This is a genomic window from Marinobacter flavimaris (assembly GCF_045057155.1).
Taxonomy (GTDB): domain Bacteria; phylum Pseudomonadota; class Gammaproteobacteria; order Pseudomonadales; family Oleiphilaceae; genus Marinobacter; species Marinobacter manganoxydans.
Map to the genome: position 1 here is coordinate 560,269 of NZ_CP171359.1, position 23,370 is coordinate 583,638.

General features: G+C 57.2%; 24 protein-coding genes. 16 read left to right on the forward strand and 8 right to left on the reverse strand.

The window, feature by feature from the left end; all coding sequences use genetic code 11:
• Positions 1–78: 78 nt before the first annotated feature.
• Entirely contained in the window at positions 79–492 is a 414-nt protein-coding gene (locus ACGK9W_RS02755) for a TA system antitoxin ParD family protein (RefSeq protein ID WP_008170411.1), read from the forward strand.
• Complete coding sequence (locus ACGK9W_RS02760) at positions 476–1,054, forward strand: AAA family ATPase (RefSeq protein ID WP_008170409.1); 579 nt, start codon at positions 476–478, stop codon at positions 1,052–1,054. The genes ACGK9W_RS02755 and ACGK9W_RS02760 overlap by 17 nt, the downstream gene beginning before the upstream one ends.
• A gap of 7 nt (positions 1,055–1,061) precedes the next feature.
• Here ACGK9W_RS02760 and ACGK9W_RS02765 read toward each other — a convergent pair whose 3' ends face one another.
• A complete protein-coding gene (locus ACGK9W_RS02765; protein ID WP_008170407.1) occupies positions 1,062–1,958 on the reverse strand; it encodes a DUF1853 family protein in 897 nt (298 codons plus the stop codon).
• A gap of 64 nt (positions 1,959–2,022) precedes the next feature.
• On the opposite strand from ACGK9W_RS02765, the gene ACGK9W_RS02770 reads away from it, so the two are divergent.
• The 3 genes from ACGK9W_RS02770 (at position 2,023) to ACGK9W_RS02780 (ending at position 4,336) form a co-directional block, all read left to right on the forward strand.
• Positions 2,023–2,463 (forward strand): VOC family protein, encoded by a 441-nt coding sequence (locus tag ACGK9W_RS02770; RefSeq protein ID WP_288365860.1) that lies wholly within the window; start codon positions 2,023–2,025, stop codon positions 2,461–2,463.
• A gap of 102 nt (positions 2,464–2,565) precedes the next feature.
• Entirely contained in the window at positions 2,566–3,990 is a 1,425-nt protein-coding gene (locus tag ACGK9W_RS02775; protein ID WP_273156076.1) for a hypothetical protein, read from the forward strand.
• The gene (locus ACGK9W_RS02780) at positions 3,962–4,336 is read left to right on the forward strand and encodes a hypothetical protein (RefSeq protein ID WP_288365859.1); all 375 of its coding nucleotides are present in this window, start codon (positions 3,962–3,964) and stop codon (positions 4,334–4,336) included. Before ACGK9W_RS02775 ends, ACGK9W_RS02780 begins: the two co-directional genes overlap by 29 nt.
• Before the next feature lie 43 nt (positions 4,337–4,379).
• Here ACGK9W_RS02780 and ACGK9W_RS02785 read toward each other — a convergent pair whose 3' ends face one another.
• Positions 4,380–4,913: a cold-shock protein gene (locus ACGK9W_RS02785; RefSeq protein ID WP_008170398.1), complete on the reverse strand. Its 534-nt coding sequence runs from the start codon at positions 4,911–4,913 to the stop codon at positions 4,380–4,382.
• 223 nt (positions 4,914–5,136) lie between these two features.
• Between ACGK9W_RS02785 and ACGK9W_RS02790 the strand changes: the two genes are divergently transcribed.
• Entirely contained in the window at positions 5,137–5,355 is a 219-nt protein-coding gene (locus tag ACGK9W_RS02790) for a SlyX family protein (RefSeq protein ID WP_008170396.1), read from the forward strand.
• 72 nt (positions 5,356–5,427) lie between these two features.
• On the opposite strand, the gene dapE is transcribed toward ACGK9W_RS02790, so the two are convergent.
• The 6 genes from dapE to map form a co-directional block, all read right to left on the reverse strand.
• The gene (gene dapE / locus ACGK9W_RS02795) at positions 5,428–6,564 is read right to left on the reverse strand and encodes a succinyl-diaminopimelate desuccinylase (protein ID WP_008170394.1); all 1,137 of its coding nucleotides are present in this window, start codon (positions 6,562–6,564) and stop codon (positions 5,428–5,430) included.
• On the reverse strand, positions 6,551–7,579 hold the full coding sequence (dapD, locus tag ACGK9W_RS02800) for a 2,3,4,5-tetrahydropyridine-2,6-dicarboxylate N-succinyltransferase (protein WP_008170392.1): 1,029 nt from the start codon (positions 7,577–7,579) through the stop codon (positions 6,551–6,553). The genes dapE and dapD overlap by 14 nt, the downstream gene beginning before the upstream one ends.
• Positions 7,580–7,666: 87 nt before the next feature.
• On the reverse strand, positions 7,667–8,008 hold the full coding sequence (locus tag ACGK9W_RS02805; protein WP_405419005.1) for an ArsC family reductase: 342 nt from the start codon (positions 8,006–8,008) through the stop codon (positions 7,667–7,669).
• Positions 8,005–9,207 carry a succinyldiaminopimelate transaminase gene (dapC, locus tag ACGK9W_RS02810; protein ID WP_008170389.1) on the reverse strand — a complete coding sequence of 401 codons (1,203 nt, stop codon included), beginning with the start codon at positions 9,205–9,207 and terminating at the stop codon, positions 8,005–8,007. Before dapC ends, ACGK9W_RS02805 begins: the two co-directional genes overlap by 4 nt.
• On the reverse strand, positions 9,204–11,849 hold the full coding sequence (locus ACGK9W_RS02815; RefSeq protein WP_008170387.1) for a [protein-PII] uridylyltransferase: 2,646 nt from the start codon (positions 11,847–11,849) through the stop codon (positions 9,204–9,206). Before ACGK9W_RS02815 ends, dapC begins: the two co-directional genes overlap by 4 nt.
• Positions 11,850–12,620 carry a type I methionyl aminopeptidase gene (map, locus tag ACGK9W_RS02820; RefSeq protein ID WP_349521072.1) on the reverse strand — a complete coding sequence of 257 codons (771 nt, stop codon included), beginning with the start codon at positions 12,618–12,620 and terminating at the stop codon, positions 11,850–11,852. It lies immediately after the preceding gene.
• Between the two features lie 252 nt (positions 12,621–12,872).
• Here map and rpsB point away from each other — a divergent pair, with 252 nt between their 5' ends.
• The 10 genes from rpsB to ACGK9W_RS02870 all read left to right on the forward strand — a co-directional run bounded on the left by rpsB (position 12,873) and on the right by ACGK9W_RS02870 (position 23,328).
• The gene (rpsB, locus tag ACGK9W_RS02825) at positions 12,873–13,625 is read left to right on the forward strand and encodes a 30S ribosomal protein S2 (RefSeq protein WP_008170383.1); all 753 of its coding nucleotides are present in this window, start codon (positions 12,873–12,875) and stop codon (positions 13,623–13,625) included.
• Positions 13,626–13,717: 92 nt separating this feature from the next.
• Positions 13,718–14,587 (forward strand): translation elongation factor Ts, encoded by an 870-nt coding sequence (tsf, locus tag ACGK9W_RS02830; RefSeq protein WP_008170381.1) that lies wholly within the window; start codon positions 13,718–13,720, stop codon positions 14,585–14,587.
• A gap of 185 nt (positions 14,588–14,772) precedes the next feature.
• On the forward strand, positions 14,773–15,501 hold the full coding sequence (pyrH, locus tag ACGK9W_RS02835) for a UMP kinase (protein WP_008170379.1): 729 nt from the start codon (positions 14,773–14,775) through the stop codon (positions 15,499–15,501).
• A gap of 74 nt (positions 15,502–15,575) precedes the next feature.
• A complete protein-coding gene (gene frr / locus ACGK9W_RS02840; RefSeq protein ID WP_008170376.1) occupies positions 15,576–16,133 on the forward strand; it encodes a ribosome recycling factor in 558 nt (185 codons plus the stop codon).
• Between the two features lie 71 nt (positions 16,134–16,204).
• Complete coding sequence (gene uppS, locus ACGK9W_RS02845; protein WP_053114835.1) at positions 16,205–16,975, forward strand: polyprenyl diphosphate synthase; 771 nt, start codon at positions 16,205–16,207, stop codon at positions 16,973–16,975.
• Between the two features lie 21 nt (positions 16,976–16,996).
• Entirely contained in the window at positions 16,997–17,836 is an 840-nt protein-coding gene (locus tag ACGK9W_RS02850) for a phosphatidate cytidylyltransferase (RefSeq protein ID WP_008170372.1), read from the forward strand.
• A gap of 2 nt (positions 17,837–17,838) precedes the next feature.
• Positions 17,839–19,023 (forward strand): 1-deoxy-D-xylulose-5-phosphate reductoisomerase, encoded by a 1,185-nt coding sequence (gene ispC / locus ACGK9W_RS02855; protein ID WP_008170370.1) that lies wholly within the window; start codon positions 17,839–17,841, stop codon positions 19,021–19,023.
• Between the two features lie 49 nt (positions 19,024–19,072).
• The gene (rseP, locus tag ACGK9W_RS02860) at positions 19,073–20,422 is read left to right on the forward strand and encodes an RIP metalloprotease RseP (protein WP_008170369.1); all 1,350 of its coding nucleotides are present in this window, start codon (positions 19,073–19,075) and stop codon (positions 20,420–20,422) included.
• A gap of 44 nt (positions 20,423–20,466) precedes the next feature.
• A complete protein-coding gene (gene bamA, locus ACGK9W_RS02865) occupies positions 20,467–22,785 on the forward strand; it encodes an outer membrane protein assembly factor BamA (RefSeq protein WP_405419009.1) in 2,319 nt (772 codons plus the stop codon).
• A 45-nt stretch (positions 22,786–22,830) separates the two neighbouring features.
• Positions 22,831–23,328 (forward strand): OmpH family outer membrane protein, encoded by a 498-nt coding sequence (locus tag ACGK9W_RS02870; protein WP_273084745.1) that lies wholly within the window; start codon positions 22,831–22,833, stop codon positions 23,326–23,328.
• The last annotated feature ends 42 nt before the right edge of the window (positions 23,329–23,370 follow it).

Below are 23,370 nucleotides of genomic sequence, written 5' to 3' on the forward strand. Positions count from 1 at the left end.
ACAAAACCTCAATTGTTGCATAATGCAACGCATGTGGTAGCCTGTTACAAGCGTTAAGCAATACCTCAGGAGGCCACCATGACAACCGCTGTCCGTCTCGACGACACTCTGGTCCGCCACGCCGCCGCAGAGGGCGCGGTTCATCGGCGTTCGACACCCAAGCAGATTGAGTACTGGGCCGAGATAGGCCGTGCCGTTGCCGGGGACGTGAGTGCGGAAGATCTGATTGCTATTCTGCAGGGTATCCGCCAGGTGCGGGTTGAACCGGTGGTGGCTGAGTCTGTTTCCAGTGATGACCTCTGGGCTGAAGTAGATCAGGCCCGGGAAAGCGGTAATCTGGGGCGCTCGATTGCCAGAGGTCGTACGGTGTATCAGGCGTCTGGAGAAAAGCCCGGCTATCTGGAGGCGATTTATCCGGATGGCACTCGGGAAGTCGGTCAGTTTCGCAACGGGCGTTTTGAAGCACTGAGTGACCGTGACAACGCAGCCTGAACTCTGGCTGCTGGTTGGCGGCAACGGTGCCGGCAAGACCACATTCTATGAGCGGTTCCTGGCCCGCCGGAAGATTCCTCTGGTGAATGCCGATAACATCGCCCGCAGTGTGTGGCCTGACGCGCCCGAGAAACACAGTTATGAGGCGGCGCTGATTGCTGAACAGGAACGGTTCCGACTGCTTAAGGAGCGCCAGAGTTTCTGTTTCGAAACTGTCTTTTCTCATTCCTCGAAGGTGGATTTTGTCGGGGCTGCCAAGGCTGCCGGATTTCGCATTCGGCTGTTTTATTTCCACCTCGAATTCGCTGCGTTGAACAAGGCTCGGGTGGCTTCCCGGGTAAGATCCGGCGGCCATCATGTGCCCGAGGCCAAGGTTGAGTCCAGAATTCCAAGGACCCTTGCCAATCTTCGCGAATGTATCGGGCTGGCGGACGAACTGCACCTCGTTGATAACTCCAGTCTCGATCAACCCTACGTGCGCATTGCGGTCTGGGAGGCGGGGCAGTGGCGTACCTGTCAGGAGGTCTTGCCTCAGTGGGCAACCGACCTTATTGATAACTGAAAGACGGCTATGGCCAGCTGTCCGGCACCACGAAAAAGCGGTTGGTTTCCTGCCAGAGGCCGCTGATGGAGTCCTCCTCGAGTTTCGCGAACAGGAGCGGGATGTTGTAGCGCTCGATGGTGTTCAATGCAGCAGTTACTGCATTGGGGGCCGGTGGCTCGCTTTGACGCCACGGGCCGATCCAGTGGGGTTTGTTCAATACCACCCAGCCGGGGAGGTCCGATGTCTCAATCTGTGAGAGATAGCGCCACTGGCCGCGCAGGTGACTGGCTGGCACGGACTCAGGAGCGATCACCTGTGTTCCTGCCGGGTAAAACAGGTACCCCGGCATGAAAATCCGGGGAATGACAGGCTCTGCGATTCCAGCGTCTGCCAGCAACGCCCGGGCCTCGGGCAACGCGGTTCTCTGGCTTTGCATGCGCAGCATCCGGTCTGTTTTCAGATCGAGCCGGTCTTTGGCATTCGGGCCATACCACAGAGTTCTCCCGCTTTGCTCCGGAACTCCCAGATAGTATTTGATGGCAATTTCGTGGTGCTCGATTCGATCTTCTGACCGATTATGCACCACGAAATCCAGCTCGCCCATGGTTCGGCCGTGGGACTGGATTTGTCGATTTTGAAGCAGAACATCCCAGCCCAGAAGGTCTTCCAGTAATACGCGGTAAAGCTGCTCGAAATAGAAGCCGAGCCGCTTCTGGGGTGTCTCTCTGAGCAGCGCAGGCGCTATTTCCGGCTTTTCATCCCAGGCCTGAAGTTGTTCTGTAATACCGTCAGGGAGATAACTGGCCGGCTCAAACGTCAGTGGTGACTGCAGCAGCTGGGGCGCCCGGCATAGCCAGGCAAGGTGCCTGATCGCCGGCGTGGTCAGTTGTCGAGTTGAGTAGGGGGTTGTTTTTGCATCCATATGGCCAGAATACCGTAAACTGTCCGCAAGGCACGATGATCAATACAGTTCTGAAGGAGGCTTCATGCAATATCTTCACACCATGATCCGGGTGAGCAACCTGGACGAGACACTCCATTTCTTTTGCGATCTGCTGGGAATGGTTGAGATCAATCGCAAGAGCAGCGACAAAGGCCGATTCACCCTGGTATTTCTGGCTGCACCGGAAGACGAAGCCCGTGCCCGTGAAGACCGGGCGCCGATGATCGAGCTCACTTACAACTGGGATCCGGAAGAGTATACCGGCGGGCGTAATTTTGGCCATCTGGCCTACCGGGTGGATGACATTTATGCCCTTTGTGAGCATCTCAAAGTCAATGGGGTAACGATTAATCGTCCGCCCCGTGACGGCCATATGGCCTTTATCCGCACGCCGGATAACATCTCGATTGAGCTTCTGCAGAAAGGCGAGGCGCTGCCACCGAAGGAACCCTGGGCCAGCATGGAAAACACTGGCACCTGGTAAGCCCGCAGGCGGGGCACCGCAAGGGGCTTGAGCGTGATACAATAAGGCTCCGCAACATAGCTTTCGCATCAGGATGATGCACTCAGAACATGGAGAAGTTTGATGGACGATTGGCAAGGATGCCTGGATCCCCAGTGCCAGACCGCTTTATTACGAGCCCGGGAAAGCGTTGAACGCCGTGGTGGCTCGGTGATTACCGTTGAAGACTACCTGCTTGCGCTGCTGGACTCCGCACCCGCTATAGCCCGCTTTCTGCGCGGCTGCGGCGTGGATATGGATGAACTCACCCGCACCATTCAATGCGAACAACCGATCGTGACGGAAGTGGGCGGCGAAGGGCAATTATCTTCCCAATTGATGTACTGGTTCGCGGCGGCCCGGGAAACCAACGATTCGCCATGGCTCGGATGGTCTCAACTGTTGGGGGCGCTGGTTCGCCACGCGGAGCGGCTGCAGGAAAAAGCCTATGTGGCGGTTTTTGAGTTGGTCCCACGCTGGCCCGATTCGTCCGGGGAGCGGGAGCCGGCGCCGATTGATAACTTCCAGAGAGCGCCCGTGGTAGTGACGGATTCCGCATGGGTTGAGCTGGCTGAGGATGTCGCGATCGGTCTGGCGGCGTCGCCGTCAGCCATGATCTGGGTCCGTGGCGAGCGTGGAGCGGGCAAGACCGCCTGGCTGCAATCGCTGCTTCCGGTACTGGAGCAGGATTACGTTGAGTTGGATCTCAGGCGTGAAGCGGAGATCATGGCCAGTGATCTTCCGGTTCTTCCGGCGCTTTCATCGGAGGGCGGTCCGGGAGAGGAAGGGCCACGCTGGCCGGTACTGGTACTGGACAATATCTCGCCAGCGGACCTGATTGCGCTGATGGATCTTCCTGATGGGCTGGCGTCAGCGCTGGTACTTCAATGGGCAGGTCCAATACTTCTGCTGGGGCCTGAAGAGCCTCGCGAAAGCAGTGCCGCCCTGGCGCTGCAGCATCGTCTGGGCCGCACCCTCGACACCTTTGATATGCCGGTTTCAAGCGTGGTTCAGCGTCAGGCCATTCTGACAGCCCACCAGGCCGCCATCGAGAAGCAGTGGAATGTGCAGGTGCCTCGGTCGGCGATCCGGTTTGCTGCTTCTCGCCGGAGCCGGTGCGTGAGCACGCCGGGCGGAATGCTGCAGTGGCTGGAACGGGCGGCCGCCCGGCTGAACCTCGTTGCCCGCAGAGGCCCGGCCGAGGCGGTGGCCCTGGCTGGACAGGCTGATACTCTGAGGCGTCAGTCCCTGGTTGCCCTGGCGCGGAAAGAGCCGATCGACGACATCGAGGCTTCGCTTGGTGAAATTCAGCTTCATCGTGTGGCTGCAGAGGTTGCCTGGCATGAGCGTAAAGCCGCCGGCAAGCTCCGGCAGCTGAGCACTGAAGATTTGCGGCAGGAACTGGAACGCTGGGTTGCAGCGCGGCCCGGGCCGGTTCACTATGTGCGGCATTGCAATAATCAGGATGGAGATTCAGCGGGTGCAGGATCTGGAAATTTACATTCGTGATCTGGAGCCGGGGGCGGTTTCCGGGTGGCTTGAGAACCACCTTGAAGAACTGGAACTGGATGACGTTGAGGTAACAGGCGTGATCAAGGGCTTTGCCCGCTTCGAGGGCGAGAGACTGCGGATATCGCTTTATCCGGGGGCATTTGGCAAACGTTTCACCTCATTGGTCATTGAGGGGCCAAAGGTGCCCTGGAACAGCGACCTCGACTGCGCGCGCAGTGCCTGGCGTGCCATGGGTGCCGAGATCCGTTGCAGCCCGGGAGACTGGAAAGAGGGCGAGCCGGTAGAGGATGAAAAGTGGTGGCGCCTGGACCACCGGGGCGAACAACAGGTCGTCTGGAACTGAAAGAGGCAGCCCTTGGGCTGCCTCTTTGTTTTCAGTGGGCGATTCAATCGCTCAGGATGGATACGTTGTCGGCCTGAAGGCCTTTGTCTGCCTCCACAACATTGAAGCGGACCAGTTGACCCTGTCGCAGGACCCGGCGCCCACGGCCACGAATCGCCCGGAAGTGAACAAATACCTCGTCACCGCTGTCACGCACGATAAAGCCGAAGCCTTTCTTGACGTTGAACCACTTTACGGTGCCTTCTTCATCACCCTCAGGGCTGCTTTCGTCATAGCCATCATCATCGTCATCATTGTGGTTCTGGCTGGGGGCACGGTTGCTCGGCCGGGATGGGCTTTGCTGTTCGGCCGGTTTCTTGACTGAAAGCGCAATGGCCAGGAAGCCCGCAATGCCGAAAACGATCAGCGTAATAATGTAGGCTGCGATGCCACGAGTGCTACCGAGGGCCTCAATAAGCTGACCTGCAGCGATCAGGCGAAGAGGCTCTGGTGTAAAAGACAGCAACAGGGCAAGCACCAGCGGTGCGGGGATGGCGATCAGGAGAGAAAAAAGGATCGCTTTGGATGGATTACGCATTGACTGAAATTTCTCCATTCTTGTAACGCTAACGATAAAAACCGGATATCGGGTAAAATCGCACATCCGGCCGGTGAAAACCGACAGTACCCCGAAAAACGGGAGTGCTGGCGGGCAAAAGCGGCATGATACCAGATTATCCCGAGCGCTGACCAAGCAACGGAATAAGCAGTGTCATCAATCACATTCTAGAGAGAACTACCCAGGGGAGTACCAATACCCGATGAGCCAGAACGATCTGGAAACCCGACTGGACGAGCTGGAAACGCGGCTGGCCTTTCAGGACGACGTTATCAATACCCTGAGCGAACAGGTTGCCAAGCAGGAAATGGATATCCGTGAGTTGTGGGAGGCCAAGCGGCTGCTGCACAAACAGTTGAAAGATGTTTCACCGTCCAATATCAAGTCAGAGCAGGACGAAACACCTCCCCCTCATTATTGAAAGTGGCGCATTAAAAAGGGATCAGATGAAGGTTTCATCTGATCCCTTTTCGTTGGATTCCGGCTCCTGCTTTTATGCCAGCAGTTCGATCAGAATCTGTTCGTAGATTTCAGACAGGGTATTCAAATCTTCGGCCTTTACGCACTCATCCACTTTGTGAATCGTCGCATTGATGGGGCCAAGTTCGACCACCTGCGCGCCGGTAGGTGCAATGAAGCGACCATCCGAGGTGCCGCCGGAGGTTGAAAGTTCGGTTTCCCGGCCTGTCACCGTGCGAATGGCGCTCTGGCTGGCAGACACGAGTGCGCCCTTGTCCGTCAGGAACGGACGGCCACTGAGGTGCCACTGCAGATCGTATTTCAGGTTGTGGCGGTCCAGGATGGCTACCACCCGTTCCTCCAGACTTTCTGCAGTGTTTTCCGTGCAGTAGCGGAAGTTGAAGTGCACCAGGCATTCACCGGGAATAATGTTGCTGCCCGTACCGGCCTCCAGCTTAGTAATCTGGAAGGTGGTTGGCGGGAAAAAGTCGTTGCCGTTATCCCAGAATTCCTTTGCCAGCGCATCCAGGGCAGGCGCAACCAGGTGAACCGGGTTCTCGGCCAGGTGCGGATAGGCTACGTGGCCCTGAACCCCATGCACGGTCAGGTAACCATGCAGAGAGCCCCGTCGACCATTCTTGATCACATCACCCACTTCTCGGGTGCTGGACGGCTCGCCAATCAGACACCAGTCGATCTTTTCGTTCCTGGCTTCGAGAGTTTCCACCACTTTGACCGTACCGTGTTGGGCTGGCCCCTCTTCGTCACTGGTAATCAGCAGGGCTATGGAACCCCGATGGTCCGGGTAGCTTGCAACGAAGCGCTCGCATGCGGTTACGAAGGCTGCCAGGCTGCCCTTCATGTCCGCGGCGCCACGGCCGAGGAGGTAGCCATCCCTGATCACGGGATCAAAGGGTGGGTGCGACCAGTTCTTTTCCGGCCCGGTTGGTACCACATCGGTATGGCCGGCAAAGGCCAGCACCGGCCCCTCGGAGCCCTTTCGGGCCCAGAGGTTATCGGTATCGCCAAAGCGCAGGTTCTCGCCGGTGAAGCCCAGAGGCGCAAGGCGCGACATCATCAGTTCCTGACAGCCGGCATCGTCTGGCGTGACAGACTGCCGGCGGATCAGATCAACGGCAAGTTCGAGGGTCGGGGAATCAGTTGTTTGCATGCAGCTCTTCATTCAGCTCGATGGCAGACTTGTTGGTTTTGCACTCCACCGCGCCAGTCTGGCTGTTACGGCGGAAAAGCAGGTCTGTCTGGTTGGCCAGATCGCGGGCCTTGATCACCTCAACCAGCTCGTTGTTGTCGTCGAGCAGCGCAACCTTGGTGCCGGCTGTGATGTACAGCCCGGCCTCGACCTTGCAACGGTCGCCCAGCGGGATGCCGATACCGGCGTTGGCGCCGATCAGGCAGTTCTCGCCAACGGCAATGATGATGTTGCCTCCACCGGAAAGGGTGCCCATGGTGGAGCATCCACCGCCCAGATCAGACCCCTTGCCAACCATGACGCCGGCGGAAATACGGCCCTCGATCATGCTGGTGCCTTCGGTGCCGGCGTTGAAGTTGATAAACCCTTCGTGCATGACCGTGGTGCCTTCACCCACATAGGCGCCAAGGCGAACCCGGGCGGTATCGGCAATGCGGACACCTTTCGGTACCACGTAATCGGTCATCTGCGGGAATTTATCCACGGATTTGACTTCCAGTGTGCGGCCTTCCAGGCGAGCCTGAAGCTGGCGGTCGGACAGTTCGTTCAGATCGATCGCGCCTTCGCTGGTCCATGCCAGATTCGGCAGCAGGCCAAAAATGCCGTCCAGCTTCAATCCGTGAGGTTTGGCCATGCGATGAGAAATCAGGTGAAGCTTGAGGTAAACCTCCGGGGTGCTGGACGCGGTGTCATCTGTTTCGAGTACTGTGACAACCACCGGGCGCTTGCTGGCGGCTGCTTTGTCCGCCAGTGATGCCTGGCCTGTCTGGCCGATCTGACGCAAGGCGTTGGCGAGCTGGCTGAGCTGCTCGGCGGTCGCGCTGATCGCCTGGTTACCACCCTTGTAATCAAGGGCGTTGGAGATGACGTCCATCAGGGTGTTATCGGGTGTCATGACCGGCTGCTGGTAAAACACTTCCAGCCACTCGCCCTGGTTGTTCTGGGTGCCGATACCGATACCGAATGCAAAGCTCATCTGATGGTTGCTCCTGTTATGAATGTGGGGCCAGGGCAATGCCTGAAGACCCCTGAAATTAAAGTTTGGATCTGGTTTGCCCGAGATTCAGGCCAGCCATGCGGACCATTCGTCTGCACTGAAACCTACGCGCACATCACCGCCGTTTTCGACAACGGGACGCTTAATAATGGATGGGTTCTCCAGCATGATCTCGTGAGCGCTTTGGACGTCAATGGTATCACGAACGTCCTCCGGAAGTTTGCGCCAGGTGGTGCCGCGGCGGTTCAGCAGGGTTTCCCATCCGACCGCGTCTTCCCAGCGGAACAGCAAATCACTCTGCAGGCCATCCTTCTTGAAGTCGTGGAATTCGTAGTCGATACCTTGTTCGTCCAGCCACTTCCGGGCCTTCTTTACGGTGTCGCAGTTTTTGATGCCGTACAGTTTCATGGCTTGTTCGCCTTAACAAATTCAACAATGCGTTCCGCTGCCTCTACGCACTCTTCCAGCGGGGCGACCAGGGCCATCCGGACACGGTTTTCTCCGGGGTTATGGCCATCCACGGTTCGGGAAAGATATCGTCCAGGCAACACGTGCACGTTCTGTTGCGCCGAGAGCTCCCGGGCAAACGTTTCATCGTCCATCGGAGTTATCGGCCACAGGTAAAACCCGGCATCCGGAAAATCAACATCCATAACTTCCCGGAGGATCGGGACCACTGCCTCAAATTTGGCGCGGTACGCTGCACGATTCTCCCGAACGTGGTCTTCGTCGCTCCAGGCGGCGATGCTCGCCAGCTGATTGTGGATGGGCATGGCGCAGCCGTGATAGGTGCGGTACTTCAGGTAGCCGTCAAGAATGCTGGCATCCCCGGCTACGAAACCCGATCGCAGGCCGGGCAGGTTGCTGCGTTTGGACAGGCTGTGGAACACCACGCAGCGGGCGTAGTCATCCCGGCCAATGGCGGCGCAGGTTTGCAGGAGGCCTTCCGGCGCGTTGCCTTCCTCCGGATAGAGTTCGGAGTAGCATTCGTCGGAAGCAACGATAAAGTCGTGTTTGTCGGCCAGGGCTATCACCCTGGTCAGCGCCTCCCGGGAGATAACAGCACCACTGGGATTGCCCGGGGAGCACAGAAACAGTATCTGGCATTCTTGCCAGATGGATTCGGGCACTGAATCAAAATCGGGAATGAAGCCATTTGAGCCATCGCAGGGGAGGTATACGGGCGTCGCGCCTGCAAGGAGGGCGGCTCCCTCGTAAACCTGATAAAACGGATTGGGGCTGACTACGGTGGCAGGCTTGGTGGCATCCACGACAGCCTGAACCAGGGAAAAGATGGCTTCACGTGTGCCGTTTACCGGCACGATGTTGTTCGCCGCGCTGAGGCTGCCGGCCTTCAGATTGAATCGGCGGGTTGCCCAGCCACTGATGGCCTCGCGGAGTTCATCCGTACCCCGGGTGGTGGGGTAATTGGCAAGCTTGTCCAGATTGTTCGCAATGACCTGTTTGACGAAATCGGGCGACGGGTGCTTCGGCTCTCCAATCCCCAGGGAAATCGGCCGGAGATGATCGGGCACGCTGATGCCTGCCTTTAGTTTGGCAAGCTTTTCAAAAGGGTAGGGGTGAAGTCTGTCGAGGTTCGGATTCATTGAATGTCGTCCAGCATTTTACAGAGATCTTGCTGCAGGGCCTGGCATACCGCCGGCTCCCGGATGGGCTCGCCGTGTTCGTCCGTCACGAAGAAAACGTCCTCCACGCGCTCGCCCAGGGTGGCAATCTTGGCGTTGCTCAGGCGTACCCGGTGCTCCAGCAGCACCTGGCCGATGCGGGCCAGAAGCCCCGGGCGGTCGGGCGTGATCACTTCCATTACGGTGCGCTGGTTGATGGTGTCATTCGAGAACGTCACTTCCGTCGGGAAAGCGAAATGCTTGAGCTGGCGTGGCGTGCGCCGGTGGATGATGTCCGGATAGTCATCCGGGTCGTCCAGTTCTTCGATCAGGCGCAAACGCACCCGTTCTTTTCTCGCAGGGTCGATGCCCAGAGGCTGTCCCTTCTCATCAAGTACCACATAGGAACTGATCGAGTAGGGCCCCTCGCTTGAGCTGATGCGCGCGTCCACGATGTTCAGGTTCAGCTGTTCGAGGACCGCCGTTGTCGCAGCGAACAGGGCAACCCGGTCCTTCATGTAGATAATGATCTGGGAGTAGCCGTCCGTCGGGCCGCCCCGCGTGTCTCGAATCAGCACCAGCGGGTCCGTATTGTCGCCGTGTCTGATGATGGCAGCAGTCTGCCAGGCGATGTCCACGGTCGAGTCCTGGAGGAAATAGTCTTCGTCCACGGTGTCCCAGATGGCGTCGATCTGTTCATCGGTCATGTTCTGGGCATGCAGGATTTCCCGGGCTTCCGACTGGGTAGCGCGAACCCATTCCTGTCGGTCGATGGGCGTTTCAGTGCCCCGACGCAAAGCCCGTTTGGCCTCGATATAGAGTTGGCGCAACAGCGAGGCCCGCCACGTGTTCCATAGCTTGGGATTGGTAGCGCTGATGTCGCATACGGTTAGAACGTACAGGTAATCCAGGTGCGCCTGGCTCGGCACTGCCCTGGCAAATCCGTGGATAATGTCCGGGTCGGAGATGTCTTTGCGCTGGGCTGTCATGGACATCAGCAGGTGGTTTTCCACCAGCCAGGAAATCAGCTGGGTGTCCCGTTCGCTCAGGTGATGCCGCTGGCAGAAGGCTTCGGCATCGATGGCACCCAGTTCCGAGTGATCGCCACCCCGGCCTTTGGCCACATCATGGTAAATGCCGGCAATATAGAGGGTTTCCAGTTTCGGCAGCCGGTGAATCAGGCGGGATGCCAGCGGATACTCGGTTCGGGCTTCCGCGCTGCCAAGCCTTACCATGTTGCGGATGACCCGCATGGTGTGGGCATCCACGGTGTAAATGTGGAAAAGGTCGTGCTGCATCTGGCCAATGATCTGGCCAAACTCCGGGAGATAGCGCCCGAGCACGTTGTACTTCTTCATGGCAGACAGCGTCTGATCCAGGGCATGGGGCGTTCTGAGCAGCTCCATGAACAGGGTAGTCACTGCCAGATCAGATCGGAACGCATCATCGATCAAATGCCGGTGGGCCCGAAGCGAGCGGATCGTCGTGGCCCGGATGCCCTTTATCTCAGGGTGCTGAGCCATCAGAACGAAGATTTCCATGATGGCATAGGGCGCGTAGGCGAAGACCTGGTTGTTGACCGCTTCAATATAGTAGTTACGAATCTGGAAACGTTTGTTGATGGGCTGGATGGCGTCTTCCGATGGGCTACCCAGAATCGCTTCGTCGTAATACTGCAGAATCACATCCGCCAGTTCGGCGAGGGCCAGGACGGTGCGATAGTAGGCCTGCATCATCAATTCGACGCCGAGCCGCTTACCTTCATCTCTATAGCCGAGCATCTGGGCCAGGGCTCGCTGATGATCGAACAGCAGCCGGTTTTCATTCCGGTCAGCGAGCAGCTGCAGGCCGTATCGCAGTTGCCAGAGGAAGGTTTCACCCTGGAACAGAATCTGATGCTCTTCCTCGGTAAGAATGCTGAAGCGGGTCAGGTCAGCGATGTTCTGCAGTCCGAAATGTCGCTTGGTAATCCAGCCGATCGTCTGTATGTCCCGCAAGGCGCCCGGGGAACCCTTCACGTTTGGTTCGAGGTTGTATTCGGTATCGCCGTATTTCTGATGCCGTTGCTGCTGCTCCTCACGCTTCGCAATAAAGTAGTCGCGGTCGGTGCTGACATCATCGGAATAGACTTGCTCGCTCAGATCTGACCGGAGTTCATCCGGGCCGGCAATCGTGCGCGTTTCCAGCAGGTTGGTCAGTATGGTGATATCTTCGCGGGCGGCTGTCTTGCTTTCCTCGATGCTGCGAACACTGTGGCCGATATCCAGCCTGAGATCCCACAGCAGGGTAACGAACGCGCCCAGGTCTTCGTGCCAACTGTCTTCGATGCCGGCACGGGTGAGAATGAGCAGGTCGATGTCCGAATGCGGGTGCAGCTCACCCCGTCCATAGCCGCCGACGGCGATCAGGGCAATGTCCGGTGAATCGGAAAAGGGGTAGCGGTTCCAGATCAATCTGAGAACTGTATCGACCGTGTCAGCCCGGGAGCGGACAAGGGCGCGCACATCGGCGCCTTGTCGAAAGGCCTCGGCATCGGCGTCATACCTGCCCTTTAACAGCTCCCGGGCCGCCGTAACCGGAGATGGGTCATTACTGATGCGGGATTCCAGCTCGCTTTGGTCCACTTAGAAGGACTCTTCCTTTCGCTTGGTCAAGACCTCATGACCGTCCGCCGTCACAAGGATGGTGTGCTCCCATTGTGCAGAGAGTTTGTGATCCTTGGTAACGACGGTCCAGCCATCCGGCAGAAGCTTGGTCTGGTACTTGCCCTGGTTGATCATTGGCTCAATGGTAAACGTCATACCTTCCTGCAGCTCCAGACCGGTGCCGGGTTTGCCGTAATGCATTACCTGAGGCTCCTCGTGGAATACTGCGCCGATGCCATGGCCACAGTAATCTCGAACCACGGAATAGCGGTGTTTCTCGGCGTGCTGCTGAATCACATGCCCGATATCGCCCAGACGGGTTCCCGGCTTGACCAGTTCAATACCTTTATAGAGGCACTCCTGTGTAATCTGGATCAGCCGCTCGGTGCCAGGTTTCGGCTTGCCGACAATCCACATCTTGCTGGTGTCGCCGTGGTAGCCATCCTTTATTACGGTGACATCGATATTAAGGATGTCTCCATCTTTGAGGATTTTCTTCTCAGACGGAATGCCGTGGCAGATAACGTGGTTGACCGACGTGCAGATGGACTTCGGAAACCCCTTGTAGTTGAGTGGTGCCGGAATGCACTTTTGGTCGTTTACAATATAGTCGTGGCAAATCCGGTCGAGCTCTTCGGTGGAAACGCCGGGCTTGACGTGATCGCCAATCATCTCGAGCACTTCGGCCGCCAGGCGGCCAGCGACGCGCATCTTTTCAATTTCTTCCGGTGTCTTGATCGATACCTGCATTGGGTTTCCCGTTGTTTGTGCCAAACCGGCATTTTAAGGGGCCTGCTGCCCGGGTACAAGGAAGCTCGCCGTCAAAAATAATGGCGTTTGTCGGGCCGAATATGGTATAAACGCGCCCGCTGGAAACGAATCCAGCAAATTCACACACGTGTCGGCACGTTATCCCAGGGTGCCTGGTCCTGCTTTTAAAGGAGTCAGGTTGGGGTAATCGGATACGTGGAGGACTAACCCGAAGCTAAAAAGGTAACTATCATGGCTCAGGTAAATATGCGTGACCTGCTGAAGGCAGGTGCTCACTTCGGTCACCAGACCCGCTACTGGAACCCGAAAATGTCGAAGTTCATCTTCGGCGCCCGTAACAAGATTCATATCATCAACCTTGAGCAGACTGTTCCTGCCATGAACGACGCGCTGAAATTTGTTCAGCAGCTGGCAGAGAACAAGAACAAGATCCTGTTCGTTGGTACCAAGCGTGCCGCGGCCAAGATCATCAAGGAAGAAGCCGAGCGTGCCGGTCAGCCGTTCGTTAACCACCGCTGGCTCGGTGGCATGCTGACCAACTACAAGACCATCCGTCAGTCTATCCGTCGCTACCGTGACCTGGAAACCCAGAGTCAGGACGGTACTTTTGACAAGCTGACCAAGAAAGAAGCACTGGATCGTACCCGTGAAATGGACCGCCTTGAGCGCTCCATTGGTGGTATCAAGGACATGGGCGGCCTGCCGGACGCGATGTTCGTGATTGACGTTGACCACGAGCGTATCGCCATCAAGGAAGCCAACAAGCTTGGTATTCCTGTCATCGGTGTTGTTGATACCAACAGTGATCCCGACGGTGTCGATTACGTGATCCCGGGCAACGATGACGCTATCCGTGCGATCCAGATTTACGTGAAAGCCGTTGCTGATACCTGCATGGAAGCAGCCCAGTCTGCTGGTGCCGGTGCTGACGAGTTTGTTGAAGTCAGCGAAGACGCTGAAGGCGCTGCTCCAGCCGCTGAGTAACGTTTTACCTTCACGGTTTAGATGTAAGGTGTGCCTGGTGTTTTCCGAGGCACACCGCCCCACCGAATTCGGAACAGTTGAGAGGATTGAACATGGCTGCAATTACCGCTGCAATGGTCAAAGAGCTGCGTGAGCGTACCGGCCTTGGCATGATGGAATGCAAGAAGGCACTTGTTGAAGCCGAAGGCAGCGTTGACGCTGCGATCGAAGAGCTGCGCAAGTCATCCGGTCTGAAAGCTGCCAAGAAAGCCGGCCGTACCGCCGCTGAAGGCGCTTCACTGATCAAGATCTCTGACGACAACACCGTTGCCTTTATTCTGGAAGTGAACTCCGAGACCGACTTTGTTGCTCGCGATGACAACTTCCTGAACTTTGCCAACGACGTGCTGAACGTTGCGTTTGAAAATGGCGAAACCGACGTAGCCAAGCTGATGGAAGGCGATCTGGAATCCAAGCGTGAAGCGCTGGTTCAGAAAATCGGCGAGAACATTACTGTTCGTCGTGTCGTCAAGGTTGAAGGCCCGGTTGTTGGTGGATACGTTCACAGCAACAACAAGATCGCTTCGGTTGTCGCCCTGACTGCCGGTGATCCTGAAGTTGCCCGTGACATCGCCATGCACGCAGCTGCCGTTAACCCGCGTGTCGGCAAGCCGGAAGATATGCCGGCTGAAGAACTCGAAAGAGAGAAGGATGTGATCAAGGCCCAGCCGGATATGGAAGGCAAGCCTGCCGAGATCGTCGAAAAGATGATGGGTGGCCGCATCAAGAAGTTCCTCAAGGAGAACAGCCTTGTTGAGCAGCCTTTCGTCAAGAACCCGGACCAGACCGTGGGCGAGCTGATCAAGTCCAACGGCGGCGAGCTGGTTGGCTTCGTTCGCCTGGAAGTGGGTGAAGGCATTGAGAAGGAAGAAGTGGACTTTGCTGCCGAGGTTGCTGCTGCAGCCGGCACAGGCAAGGCCTGATCCTTCGTTCGATGCAGCGGGCTTTGAGCCACTGTATCACCTGAGTCTGCCACGTTAGCCGGGAATTCCCGGCTCTCGTGGCGGGCTTGTATCTGAGATACCCCTTTTTATGAGGAGTATGTCAGATACAAGCCTGCAACGGGTACCACGCCGGATAGCAGCCAACAGACGACAAGGGGATCATCATGCCGACATCATCGAAAACCCAGCCCAGATACAAGCGTGTTCTGCTCAAACTCAGTGGCGAGGCCCTGATGGGAGAGCACGATTTCGGTATTGATCCCAAAGTTCTTGACCGCATGGCACTGGAAATCGGTGCGCTGATTGGCATCGGCGTGCAGGTTGGCCTGGTGATTGGCGGCGGCAATCTGTTCCGTGGCGCAGCCCTGAATGCGGCCGGCATGGATCGGGTTACCGGTGATCATATGGGCATGCTGGCCACCGTGATGAACGGTCTGGCCATGCGTGATGCCCTGGAACGTTCGAACATCCGGACCCGTGTGATGTCCGCGATCCCCATGAGCGGCATCGTGGAGCATTACGACCGCCGTCGCGCGGTACGGGATCTGAAGGATGGCGATGTCGTGATCTTCTGCGCCGGTACCGGTAACCCTTTCTTCACGACCGATTCCGCTGCATGTCTGCGTGGCATTGAGATCGAGGCCGACGCGGTGCTGAAGGCGACGAAAGTGGATGGCGTATACTCAGCGGATCCGCACCTCGACAGCAGTGCAGAGAAATACGACTACCTCACCTATGATGAGGTTCTGGACAAGAAACTGGGTGTGATGGATTTGACAGCCATCTGTCTCGCCCGTGACCACGGCATGCCGCTGCGGGTGTTCGATATGAACCGTGCCGGCGCCCTTACTCGCATCGTAACTGGCGAGAAAGAAGGTACACTGATCGAATGAATCGCTGTCCCGGCCCCACAGGATCGTGGCGCCAGATTACAGAATGACATGACGAACGAATTGAGGATGCTGAAGTGATCAACGACATCAAAGCAGAAGCCGAAAAGAAAATGAAAAAGAGCCTGGAGTCCCTTAACTCCGCGTTCAACAAGATCCGCACCGGCCGTGCCCACCCCTCTATCCTGGATAGTGTCATGGTGAACTACTACGGCCAGGAGACGCCGCTGAAGCAGGTGGCTAGCGTCAACGTCGAGGATAACCGCACGCTGACGGTCTCTCCCTGGGAGAAAAACCTGATGCCGACCATCGAGAAAGCTATCATGGCATCAGACCTTGGCCTGAACCCGGCGACCAGCGGCGATATCATCCGTATCCCGATGCCCATGCTGACAGAAGAAACCCGTAAGGAAATGGTTAAGCAGGCAAAAGCAGACGCCGAGCACGGTCGTGTTTCCATCCGTAATGCGCGTCGCGACGCGAACAGCATGATCAAGGATCTGCTCAAGGAAAAGGAAATCACCGAAGACGACGAGCGCAAGGGCGAGGACGATATCCAGAAGCTGACCGACCGCTACATTGCAGAAGTCGAGAAGATGCTCAAGGCCAAAGAAGAAGACCTGATGGCGGTTTAACCGTCCGGACCTACTTGCAAGCGAATTGAAAGGCCGAAGCACCGAGGCGCTCCGGCCGCACAGGGGATTTCATGACGGGAACTGTATCCGCAGAGATTCCGGTGTCGGCAGACAGTCGGCCCCGGCATGTGGCCATCATCATGGACGGGAACAATCGATGGGCCAAGGCCCGTCGGCTCAAGGGAGTGGCTGGGCACAAGGCCGGTGTCGATGCGGTCAGGGCAGTGGTGGAAACCTGTGCCCGTGAAGGCGTGGAAGTGCTCACGCTGTTTGCCTTTTCCAGCGAGAACTGGCGCCGGCCCAAGGACGAAGTGTCCGCGCTCATGAAGCTGTTCCTGTTCGCCCTTGAGCGCGAGGTTCGCAAACTTCACCGGAACGATATCCGCCTGCGCATTATCGGTGATCGGTCAGCGTTCAGCGCTTCACTGCGTGAACACATGGCGGCGGCTGAAGAGCTGACCCGCAATAACTCCCGGATGACCCTGGTAATTGCCGCCAACTATGGTGGTCACTGGGATATCACGCAGGCCACACGCAAGGTGGCCGAGCAGGTCCGTTCCGGGCAGTTGGCACCCTCTGACATCACCGATGACCTGATTCAGCAGCACCTCAGCATCGGTGACCTGCCAATGCCGGACCTGATGATTCGTACCGCAGGCGAGCAAAGAATCAGCAATTTCATGCTTTGGCACCTGGCTTACACAGAGCTTTACTTTTCACCGGTGTATTGGCCTGACTTCCAGCAGGAAGAGATGCTCAAGGCCCTGCAGGCCTATGCCGGCCGACAGCGTCGCTTTGGCCAGACGGATGATCAGATAGCGGCCAAGGCTGTACAACAATAACGAACGATAGCGACGTCAACCGTGTTAAAAACCCGAATTATCACCGCACTGATCCTCGCTCCTATCGCCATTGGCGGGATCTTTTTCCTCCCGCCCCTGGGTTTTGCGCTCTTTACCGGCGCCATCATTACCCTGGGCGCCTGGGAGTGGGCGAATATGTCCGGTATTGAGAGTCCTGCCGGTCGGGTTGGCTACGCACTGGCCACCGCTATCCTTCTCTACGGTCTGCTGAACGTTCCGTTTGTGGCAGTCCTCTGGTTATCGTTGCTCTGGTGGGGCGTGTGCTTTCTTCTGGTTCGCAGTTATCCCGGCGGCTCCGAAAAATGGGGCAGTCTCCCCGCAAGAGCCGTCATGGGGCTGTTCGTTCTGGTGCCGGCGTGGGTGGGCCTTAATCACCTGCGAACCGGCGGTTTCCAGTTTGGTGACAGTACCAACAACCTGCTGCTCATCCTCTACGTATTCTGTGTGGTGTGGGTTGCCGATATCGGTGCTTACTTCGCCGGTCGGGCGTTTGGTAAAGCAAAGTTGGCGCCCCGTGTCAGTCCTGGCAAATCATGGGCGGGCGTTTGGGGCGGCCTGATGGCCGTCGGGGTTTTTGCCCTGGTTGTCAGCTGGCTGGCTTCGGCGGGGACGGTTCAGACCTCGCTGCTAATTGTTGCCAGCCTCGCCACGGGTCTTGTTTCAGTGTTGGGCGATCTGCTGGAAAGCATGCTCAAAAGGCACCGTGGCATCAAGGACAGTAGTCAGCTGTTACCCGGTCACGGTGGCATCATGGACCGGATCGACAGCCTGACGGCGGCCATTCCGGTATTTGCATTGATTATTACCCAACTTGGTTGGCTGACAACCGGGCACTGGTGACTATGGTAACCCGCTCTATCAGTGTTCTCGGGGCGACCGGCTCCATCGGTCTCAGTACCCTGGACGTTGTTCGGCGCCACCCTGACCGCTTCTCGGTCTATGCGCTCACGGCCAGTACCCGTGCGGAAGAGCTCGCGGTCCTCTGCCGTGAATTCCGTCCGAAAGTGGCGGTCATGGCTGACCCTGAAGCGGCCGATGTCCTCTCAAAATTGCTGGCAGACCTGCCTGAAACTCGCGTGCTTGGCGGGCTGGAAGGGTTGTGCGAGGTGGCCTCCACCCCCGGTGTTGATACTGTGATGGCGGCTATCGTCGGGGCAGCGGGTCTTTCGCCAACACTGTCGGCGGTGCGGGCGGGAAAGCGGGTGTTGCTTGCCAACAAAGAAGCGCTTGTGATGTCGGGCAAACTGTTTATGGATGCCGTGGCCGAAGCGGGGGCAGAATTGCTGCCGATCGACTCTGAGCACAACGCGATTTTCCAGTGCATGCCGGCCGACAAGGTCCGGGACCCTGCCGGTGCCGGCATCACTCGTATACTTCTGACAGCCTCCGGGGGCCCGTTCAGGGAACATTCTGCCGAGGATCTTCGATCGGTAACGCCCGCCCAGGCCTGTGCCCATCCGAATTGGTCCATGGGGCAGAAGATTTCCGTGGACTCGGCCACCCTGATGAACAAGGGCCTCGAGCTCATTGAAGCCTGCTGGCTGTTCAACACCACGCCCCAGAAAGTTGAGGTGCATGTCCACCCTGAGAGTATTATCCACTCGATGGTTGAATATGCCGATGGCTCCGTTCTGGCCCAGCTTGGCAGTCCCGATATGAGAACACCGATTGCCAACGGCCTGGCCTGGCCGGAGCGTATTGACGCTGGTGCCCCGCCTCTGGACCTGTTCGCGATCGGCCGCTTTCACTTTGAGCGGCCAGATCTGGTGCGTTTCCCCTGCCTGCGCCTGGCTGCCGAAGCGTTTGAGGCGGGCGGCACTGCCCCGGCGGTTCTTAATGCCGCCAATGAAGTGGCTGTTGCCGCTTTTCTTGAGGGTAGCCTGTGTTTTTCGGATATCCCCGTTATCATAGAGCGAACGCTCGCTGTGACCGCCGTTGAGCCCGCCGACAACTTTGACGTTATCTTCGCCAAGGATAAAGAAGCACGGGCTTGTGCACGGGAACAGATAGGTCTGTTAACTGTCTGATAGTCGCAGCAGAATGCTGCCCGGCTGAAGCCATTCAATCAGGAACGCTATGCAGATTATTGAAACCGTCCTCGCACTTGCGCTTACCCTGGGCATCCTGGTGACCCTTCACGAATACGGTCATTTCTGGGTTGCCCGGCGTTGTGGCGTAAAAGTACTTCGCTTTTCCGTGGGTTTCGGGAAACCGATGTTTTCCTGGTACGACAAGCATGGGACCGAGTTTGCCGTCGCCGCCATTCCTCTGGGCGGCTATGTAAAAATGCTGGATGAGCGGGAAGGGCCAGTTCCTGAGGAGCTGAGAGATCAGGCCTTTACCTCCAAGCCTCCGAGCCAGCGTATTGCCATTGCGGCGGCCGGTCCCGTGGCCAACTTCTTGTTCGCCATTTTTGCTTACTGGCTGCTGAGTGTGGTTGGCGTTACCCATGTTGCACCCATTGTCGGGCAGATCGCTGACGAGAGTGTGGCCGAGCGGGTAGGTCTTCAGGAGGGTATGGAGATTCACGCTGTGGATGGCCATCGCGTCAGTTCGTGGCGCGATGTGAATATGCGCATTCTGGAGCGGACCGGCGAGCACGGTCTGATTTCCATGGAGGTATCGGAAGATGGCGCCCGCGGTACAGTCAGCGGTGAGCTTTCCGGTTGGGGCCTGAGTGACGATACTCCCAATCCGTTAGCCGAGTTCGGCATTACGCCATGGCGCCCGGCTGTTCCGCCGGTATTGGGGCAGATTTCCGATGGTGGCCGCGCTCAGGCTGCCGGCCTGCAGCCCGGGGATCGCATTGTGGCCGTGGGCGGCGAGCCGATCAGTAGCTGGTTTGAGCTGGTCGAGTTTATTCGCAATGCCCCGGAGCAGACACTTCAGGTAACCATCGAGCGTAATGGTGCGGAACAATCCGTCAGCGTGACACCGGAAGCGAAGACTCAGGAAAGTGGTGAGTCAATCGGTTTTGTCGGTGCCGGTGTGGAAGCTATCTCATGGCCAGAAGAGGTGCTGCGTGATGTCAGCTACGGCCCATTCGCCGCCGTTCCGGTCGCCCTCAGCGAAACCTGGGCGGATACCCGCTTGACACTGGTGGCCATCAAGAAGATGGTCACCGGCCTGTTGTCACCCACCAACCTCAGTGGACCAATTACCATTGCCCGGGTTGCTGAAGCCAGTGTCAGTTCCGGGTTCGAAGACTTCGTGCGTTTTCTTGCCTATCTGAGCGTGAGCCTGGGCATTCTGAACCTTCTGCCTGTGCCGGTGCTAGATGGTGGTCATATCGTTTACTACACCATCGAAGCTCTCCGTGGGAAGCCGCTTTCCGAGCAGGCTCAGGCGTTTGGATTACGAATTGGTATGGCAATGATCCTCACATTAATGGTGTTTGCTCTTTACAACGACCTGATGCGGTTGTGAGAATTGCGAGCTCCTTACGCGCATTAACCAGGCGAAATATTTGAATGAGACGTTCTCTTCTAGGTGTAGCCGTTGGCCTCGCTGTAGCCGTGTCCGGCCTGAAGCCAGCATTTGCTGATCAGTTCACTGTTGCGGATATTGAGGTGGAAGGCCTGCAGAGGGTATCTGCGGGTACTGTTTTTTCCGCGTTCCCTGTCAATATTGGCGAGCAGGTGGACGAGACCGAGCTGGCTGATGCGATCAAGTCGCTGTTCCGGACCGGTCTTTTCACCGACATTGAGGCCAGCCGGGATGCCGGTGTGCTTATCCTGACGGTTCGTGAACGACCCTCCATCAGCGATATCGAGATTGAGGGCAACAAGAACATTGAAACCGAGATGTTGATGGATGCCCTCGCTGGCGCCGGGCTTCAGGAAGGCCAGGTATTCCGGCGTGCGACTCTTGAACGTCTGGAACTGGAAATTCTGCGCTCTTACATTGCCCAGGGGCGCTACAACGCCCGGGTAAAGGCAACGGCCGAGGAGCTGCCCAGAAACCGCGTTGCGATTCGCCTGGATATCAATGAGGGGTCGGTCGCTGCGATCCACCATATCAACCTGATCGGCAACAAGGACTTCAGTGACGAAGAACTGCAAGAGCTGTTCGAGCTGCAGACCACGAGCTGGTGGAACTCAATTACAAACTCGGACAAGTACGCGAGAGAGCGCCTGAGTGGCGACCTTGAATCGCTGCGGTCGTTCTATCTTGACCGTGGTTATCTGGATTTCAACGTCGAGTCCAGCCAGGTATCCATTTCGCCTGACAAACAAAAAGTCTTCATCGCGATTGCCCTGAATGAGGGGCCTCAGTACACCATTTCCGAGATTAACCTTCGTGGTGAGCTGATCGTGGGTGAAGAGGAGCTGCGATCGCTGATTCCTGTTGAGGAGGGCGACGTATTCTCCCGATCCCGCATGACGGCAATTTCCGAATCCCTGGCATTCCGGCTCGGAAGGGAAGGCTACGCCTTCGCCAACGTCAATGCCGTCCCCGAGCCGGGAGAAAACAACACAGCCGCCGTCACCTTCTTTGTTGAGCCGGGCAAACGGGCCTATGTGCGACGGATCAATTTCGAGGGCAACGTGTCGACTCGTGACGACGTTCTCCGCCAGGAAATGACGCAGATGGAAAGGGGCGTGGCTTCTTCGGATCGTATCGACTTCTCCAAGACCAGACTGGAGCGTCTCGGCTTCTTCGAGATGGTGAATGTTGAGACGGTACCAGTTCCGGGCACCGACGATCTGGTTGATGTGAACTACTCCGTGGCAGAACAGCCGACAGGCAGCCTTTCCGCTTCCGTCGGCTTCTCGCAGCAATCCGGTGTGATTCTTGGCGCCAACGTGTCCGAGAACAATTTTTTCGGTACCGGGAAGCGCGTCTCTTTCGGTGTCAATGTGAGTGATTATGTCAAAAGCGCAAACGTTTCCTACCTGGACCCTTACTACACGGTTGACGGCGTAAGCCGTGGCTACAGTCTTTTTGCCCGGCAAACCGATTATGAGGAAGAGGATATCTCCGCCTTCCTGCTGGACGAATATGGCGGCCGTATCACCTTCGGTTATCCCACGGACAATATCACCCGTTTGAACTTCGGGGCCGGGTTTACCCAGTCCAATCTTAAGGAAGGCCTGTTCACCTCACAGGAGGTCATTCAGTTCATTGATGAGGAAGGGGATTCGTTCAATAACTTCTTCCTCTTCGGCAGCTGGCGCCGCAGTACTCTCAACCGGGGTGTTCTGCCCAGTGATGGCCATAGCCAGTCGTTGTCGCTTGACGTAGCAGTGCCGGGCAGCGATCTGACCTTTTACAAGGTGACACACAAGACCGATTTCTACTATCCGGTGACTGACGATAATCGCTGGATCTTACGGGCGCGTTCAGAGATCGGTTATGGTGATGGTTACGGAGATCGGACCCAGATGCCGTTTTACGAGCACTTCTATACAGGGGGCTACGGATCGGTTCGGGGGTACCGGGCCAACTCCTTGGGTCGCCTTGCTACGAACAATGTCAACGACCTCTCAGACCCGGATCCGTTCGGCGGTAACCTGCTCACTGAAGGTGGTGTTGAGCTGATATTCCCCACGCCCTTTGCCGGTGATACCCGCTCCATGAGAACGGCGTTTTTCCTGGACGCAGGTCAGGTGTTCGACACTGCGCGCGGTTTCGATCCGGAACTGAGCGAAATCAGAATGTCCGCCGGTATTGGCTTCCAGTGGATTACCGCTGTTGGCCCGCTGGCCTTCAGTCTGGCGAAGCCGCTGAACGACAAGCCGGGTGATGACACCCAGGTATTCCAGTTCTCGCTGGGCCAGACCTTCTAGCGCATGGATAATAACAACCTACGGATGAAAATCAGGAGAAAACTAATGTCCCGATTCATGTTGATATTCGCCGCCATGGTTATGGCGTTTTCAGTCCCGGCCATGGCTGAAACCCGAATTGGTGTGGTGGACCTGCGTCAGGCACTGTTCTCTTCAGACGATGCCAAGACCTTCAGCGAATCCCTCCAGAAGGATTTTGCGGGCGATGAGGCCCGGGTGCGCGAAGCTCAGGAAGAGGCCCGCAAGCTCCAGGAGCGCCTGGAGAAAGACGGTGCCATGATGAACGAGAGCGAGCGCAACAAACTGGCCGGTGAGTTCCAGGAAAAGGTAAAAGAGTTCAACTTCCTGAAGCAACGGCTCGATTCAACGGTGAATCAGCGTAAGCAGGCATTTCTGGAGCAGGCCCGTCCCGAGGTGGACGCGGCGGTCAAGGAGCTTCTTGAAGAGAACAATCTCGATCTGATCCTGCCCAGCGAAGCTGTTGTCTATGTGAAGCCTGAAATGAACCTGACCTCTCAGCTTCTTGAAAAACTGAACCGTTAATCTGTGACGGGCACCCCGGTGCCCTGATCGTTGCTTGGGAGC

Bases quoted from the DNA above. Each gene is read 5' to 3' on its own strand.
- ACGK9W_RS02785 (WP_008170398.1), bottom strand. From the start codon at position 4,913: ATGCGTAATCCATCCAAAGCGATCCTTTTTTCTCTCCTGATCGCCATC.
- dapC (WP_008170389.1), bottom strand. From the start codon at position 9,207: ATGAATCCGAACCTCGACAGACTTCACCCCTACCCTTTTGAAAAGCTT.
- rpsB (WP_008170383.1), top strand. From the start codon at position 12,873: ATGGCTCAGGTAAATATGCGTGACCTGCTGAAGGCAGGTGCTCACTTC.
- ACGK9W_RS02755 (WP_008170411.1), top strand. From the start codon at position 79: ATGACAACCGCTGTCCGTCTCGACGACACTCTGGTCCGCCACGCCGCC.
- rseP (WP_008170369.1), top strand. From the start codon at position 19,073: ATGCAGATTATTGAAACCGTCCTCGCACTTGCGCTTACCCTGGGCATC.
- bamA (WP_405419009.1), top strand. From the start codon at position 20,467: ATGAGACGTTCTCTTCTAGGTGTAGCCGTTGGCCTCGCTGTAGCCGTG.
- uppS (WP_053114835.1), top strand. From the start codon at position 16,205: ATGACGGGAACTGTATCCGCAGAGATTCCGGTGTCGGCAGACAGTCGG.
- pyrH (WP_008170379.1), top strand. From the start codon at position 14,773: ATGCCGACATCATCGAAAACCCAGCCCAGATACAAGCGTGTTCTGCTC.
- ACGK9W_RS02775 (WP_273156076.1), top strand. From the start codon at position 2,566: ATGGACGATTGGCAAGGATGCCTGGATCCCCAGTGCCAGACCGCTTTA.
- ACGK9W_RS02870 (WP_273084745.1), top strand. From the start codon at position 22,831: ATGTCCCGATTCATGTTGATATTCGCCGCCATGGTTATGGCGTTTTCA.
- ispC (WP_008170370.1), top strand. From the start codon at position 17,839: ATGGTAACCCGCTCTATCAGTGTTCTCGGGGCGACCGGCTCCATCGGT.
- ACGK9W_RS02790 (WP_008170396.1), top strand. From the start codon at position 5,137: ATGAGCCAGAACGATCTGGAAACCCGACTGGACGAGCTGGAAACGCGG.
- ACGK9W_RS02805 (WP_405419005.1), bottom strand. From the start codon at position 8,008: ATGAAACTGTACGGCATCAAAAACTGCGACACCGTAAAGAAGGCCCGG.
- map (WP_349521072.1), bottom strand. From the start codon at position 12,620: ATGCAGGTATCGATCAAGACACCGGAAGAAATTGAAAAGATGCGCGTC.
- tsf (WP_008170381.1), top strand. From the start codon at position 13,718: ATGGCTGCAATTACCGCTGCAATGGTCAAAGAGCTGCGTGAGCGTACC.
- dapE (WP_008170394.1), bottom strand. From the start codon at position 6,564: ATGCAAACAACTGATTCCCCGACCCTCGAACTTGCCGTTGATCTGATC.
- dapD (WP_008170392.1), bottom strand. From the start codon at position 7,579: ATGAGCTTTGCATTCGGTATCGGTATCGGCACCCAGAACAACCAGGGC.
- ACGK9W_RS02770 (WP_288365860.1), top strand. From the start codon at position 2,023: ATGCAATATCTTCACACCATGATCCGGGTGAGCAACCTGGACGAGACA.
- ACGK9W_RS02765 (WP_008170407.1), bottom strand. From the start codon at position 1,958: ATGGATGCAAAAACAACCCCCTACTCAACTCGACAACTGACCACGCCG.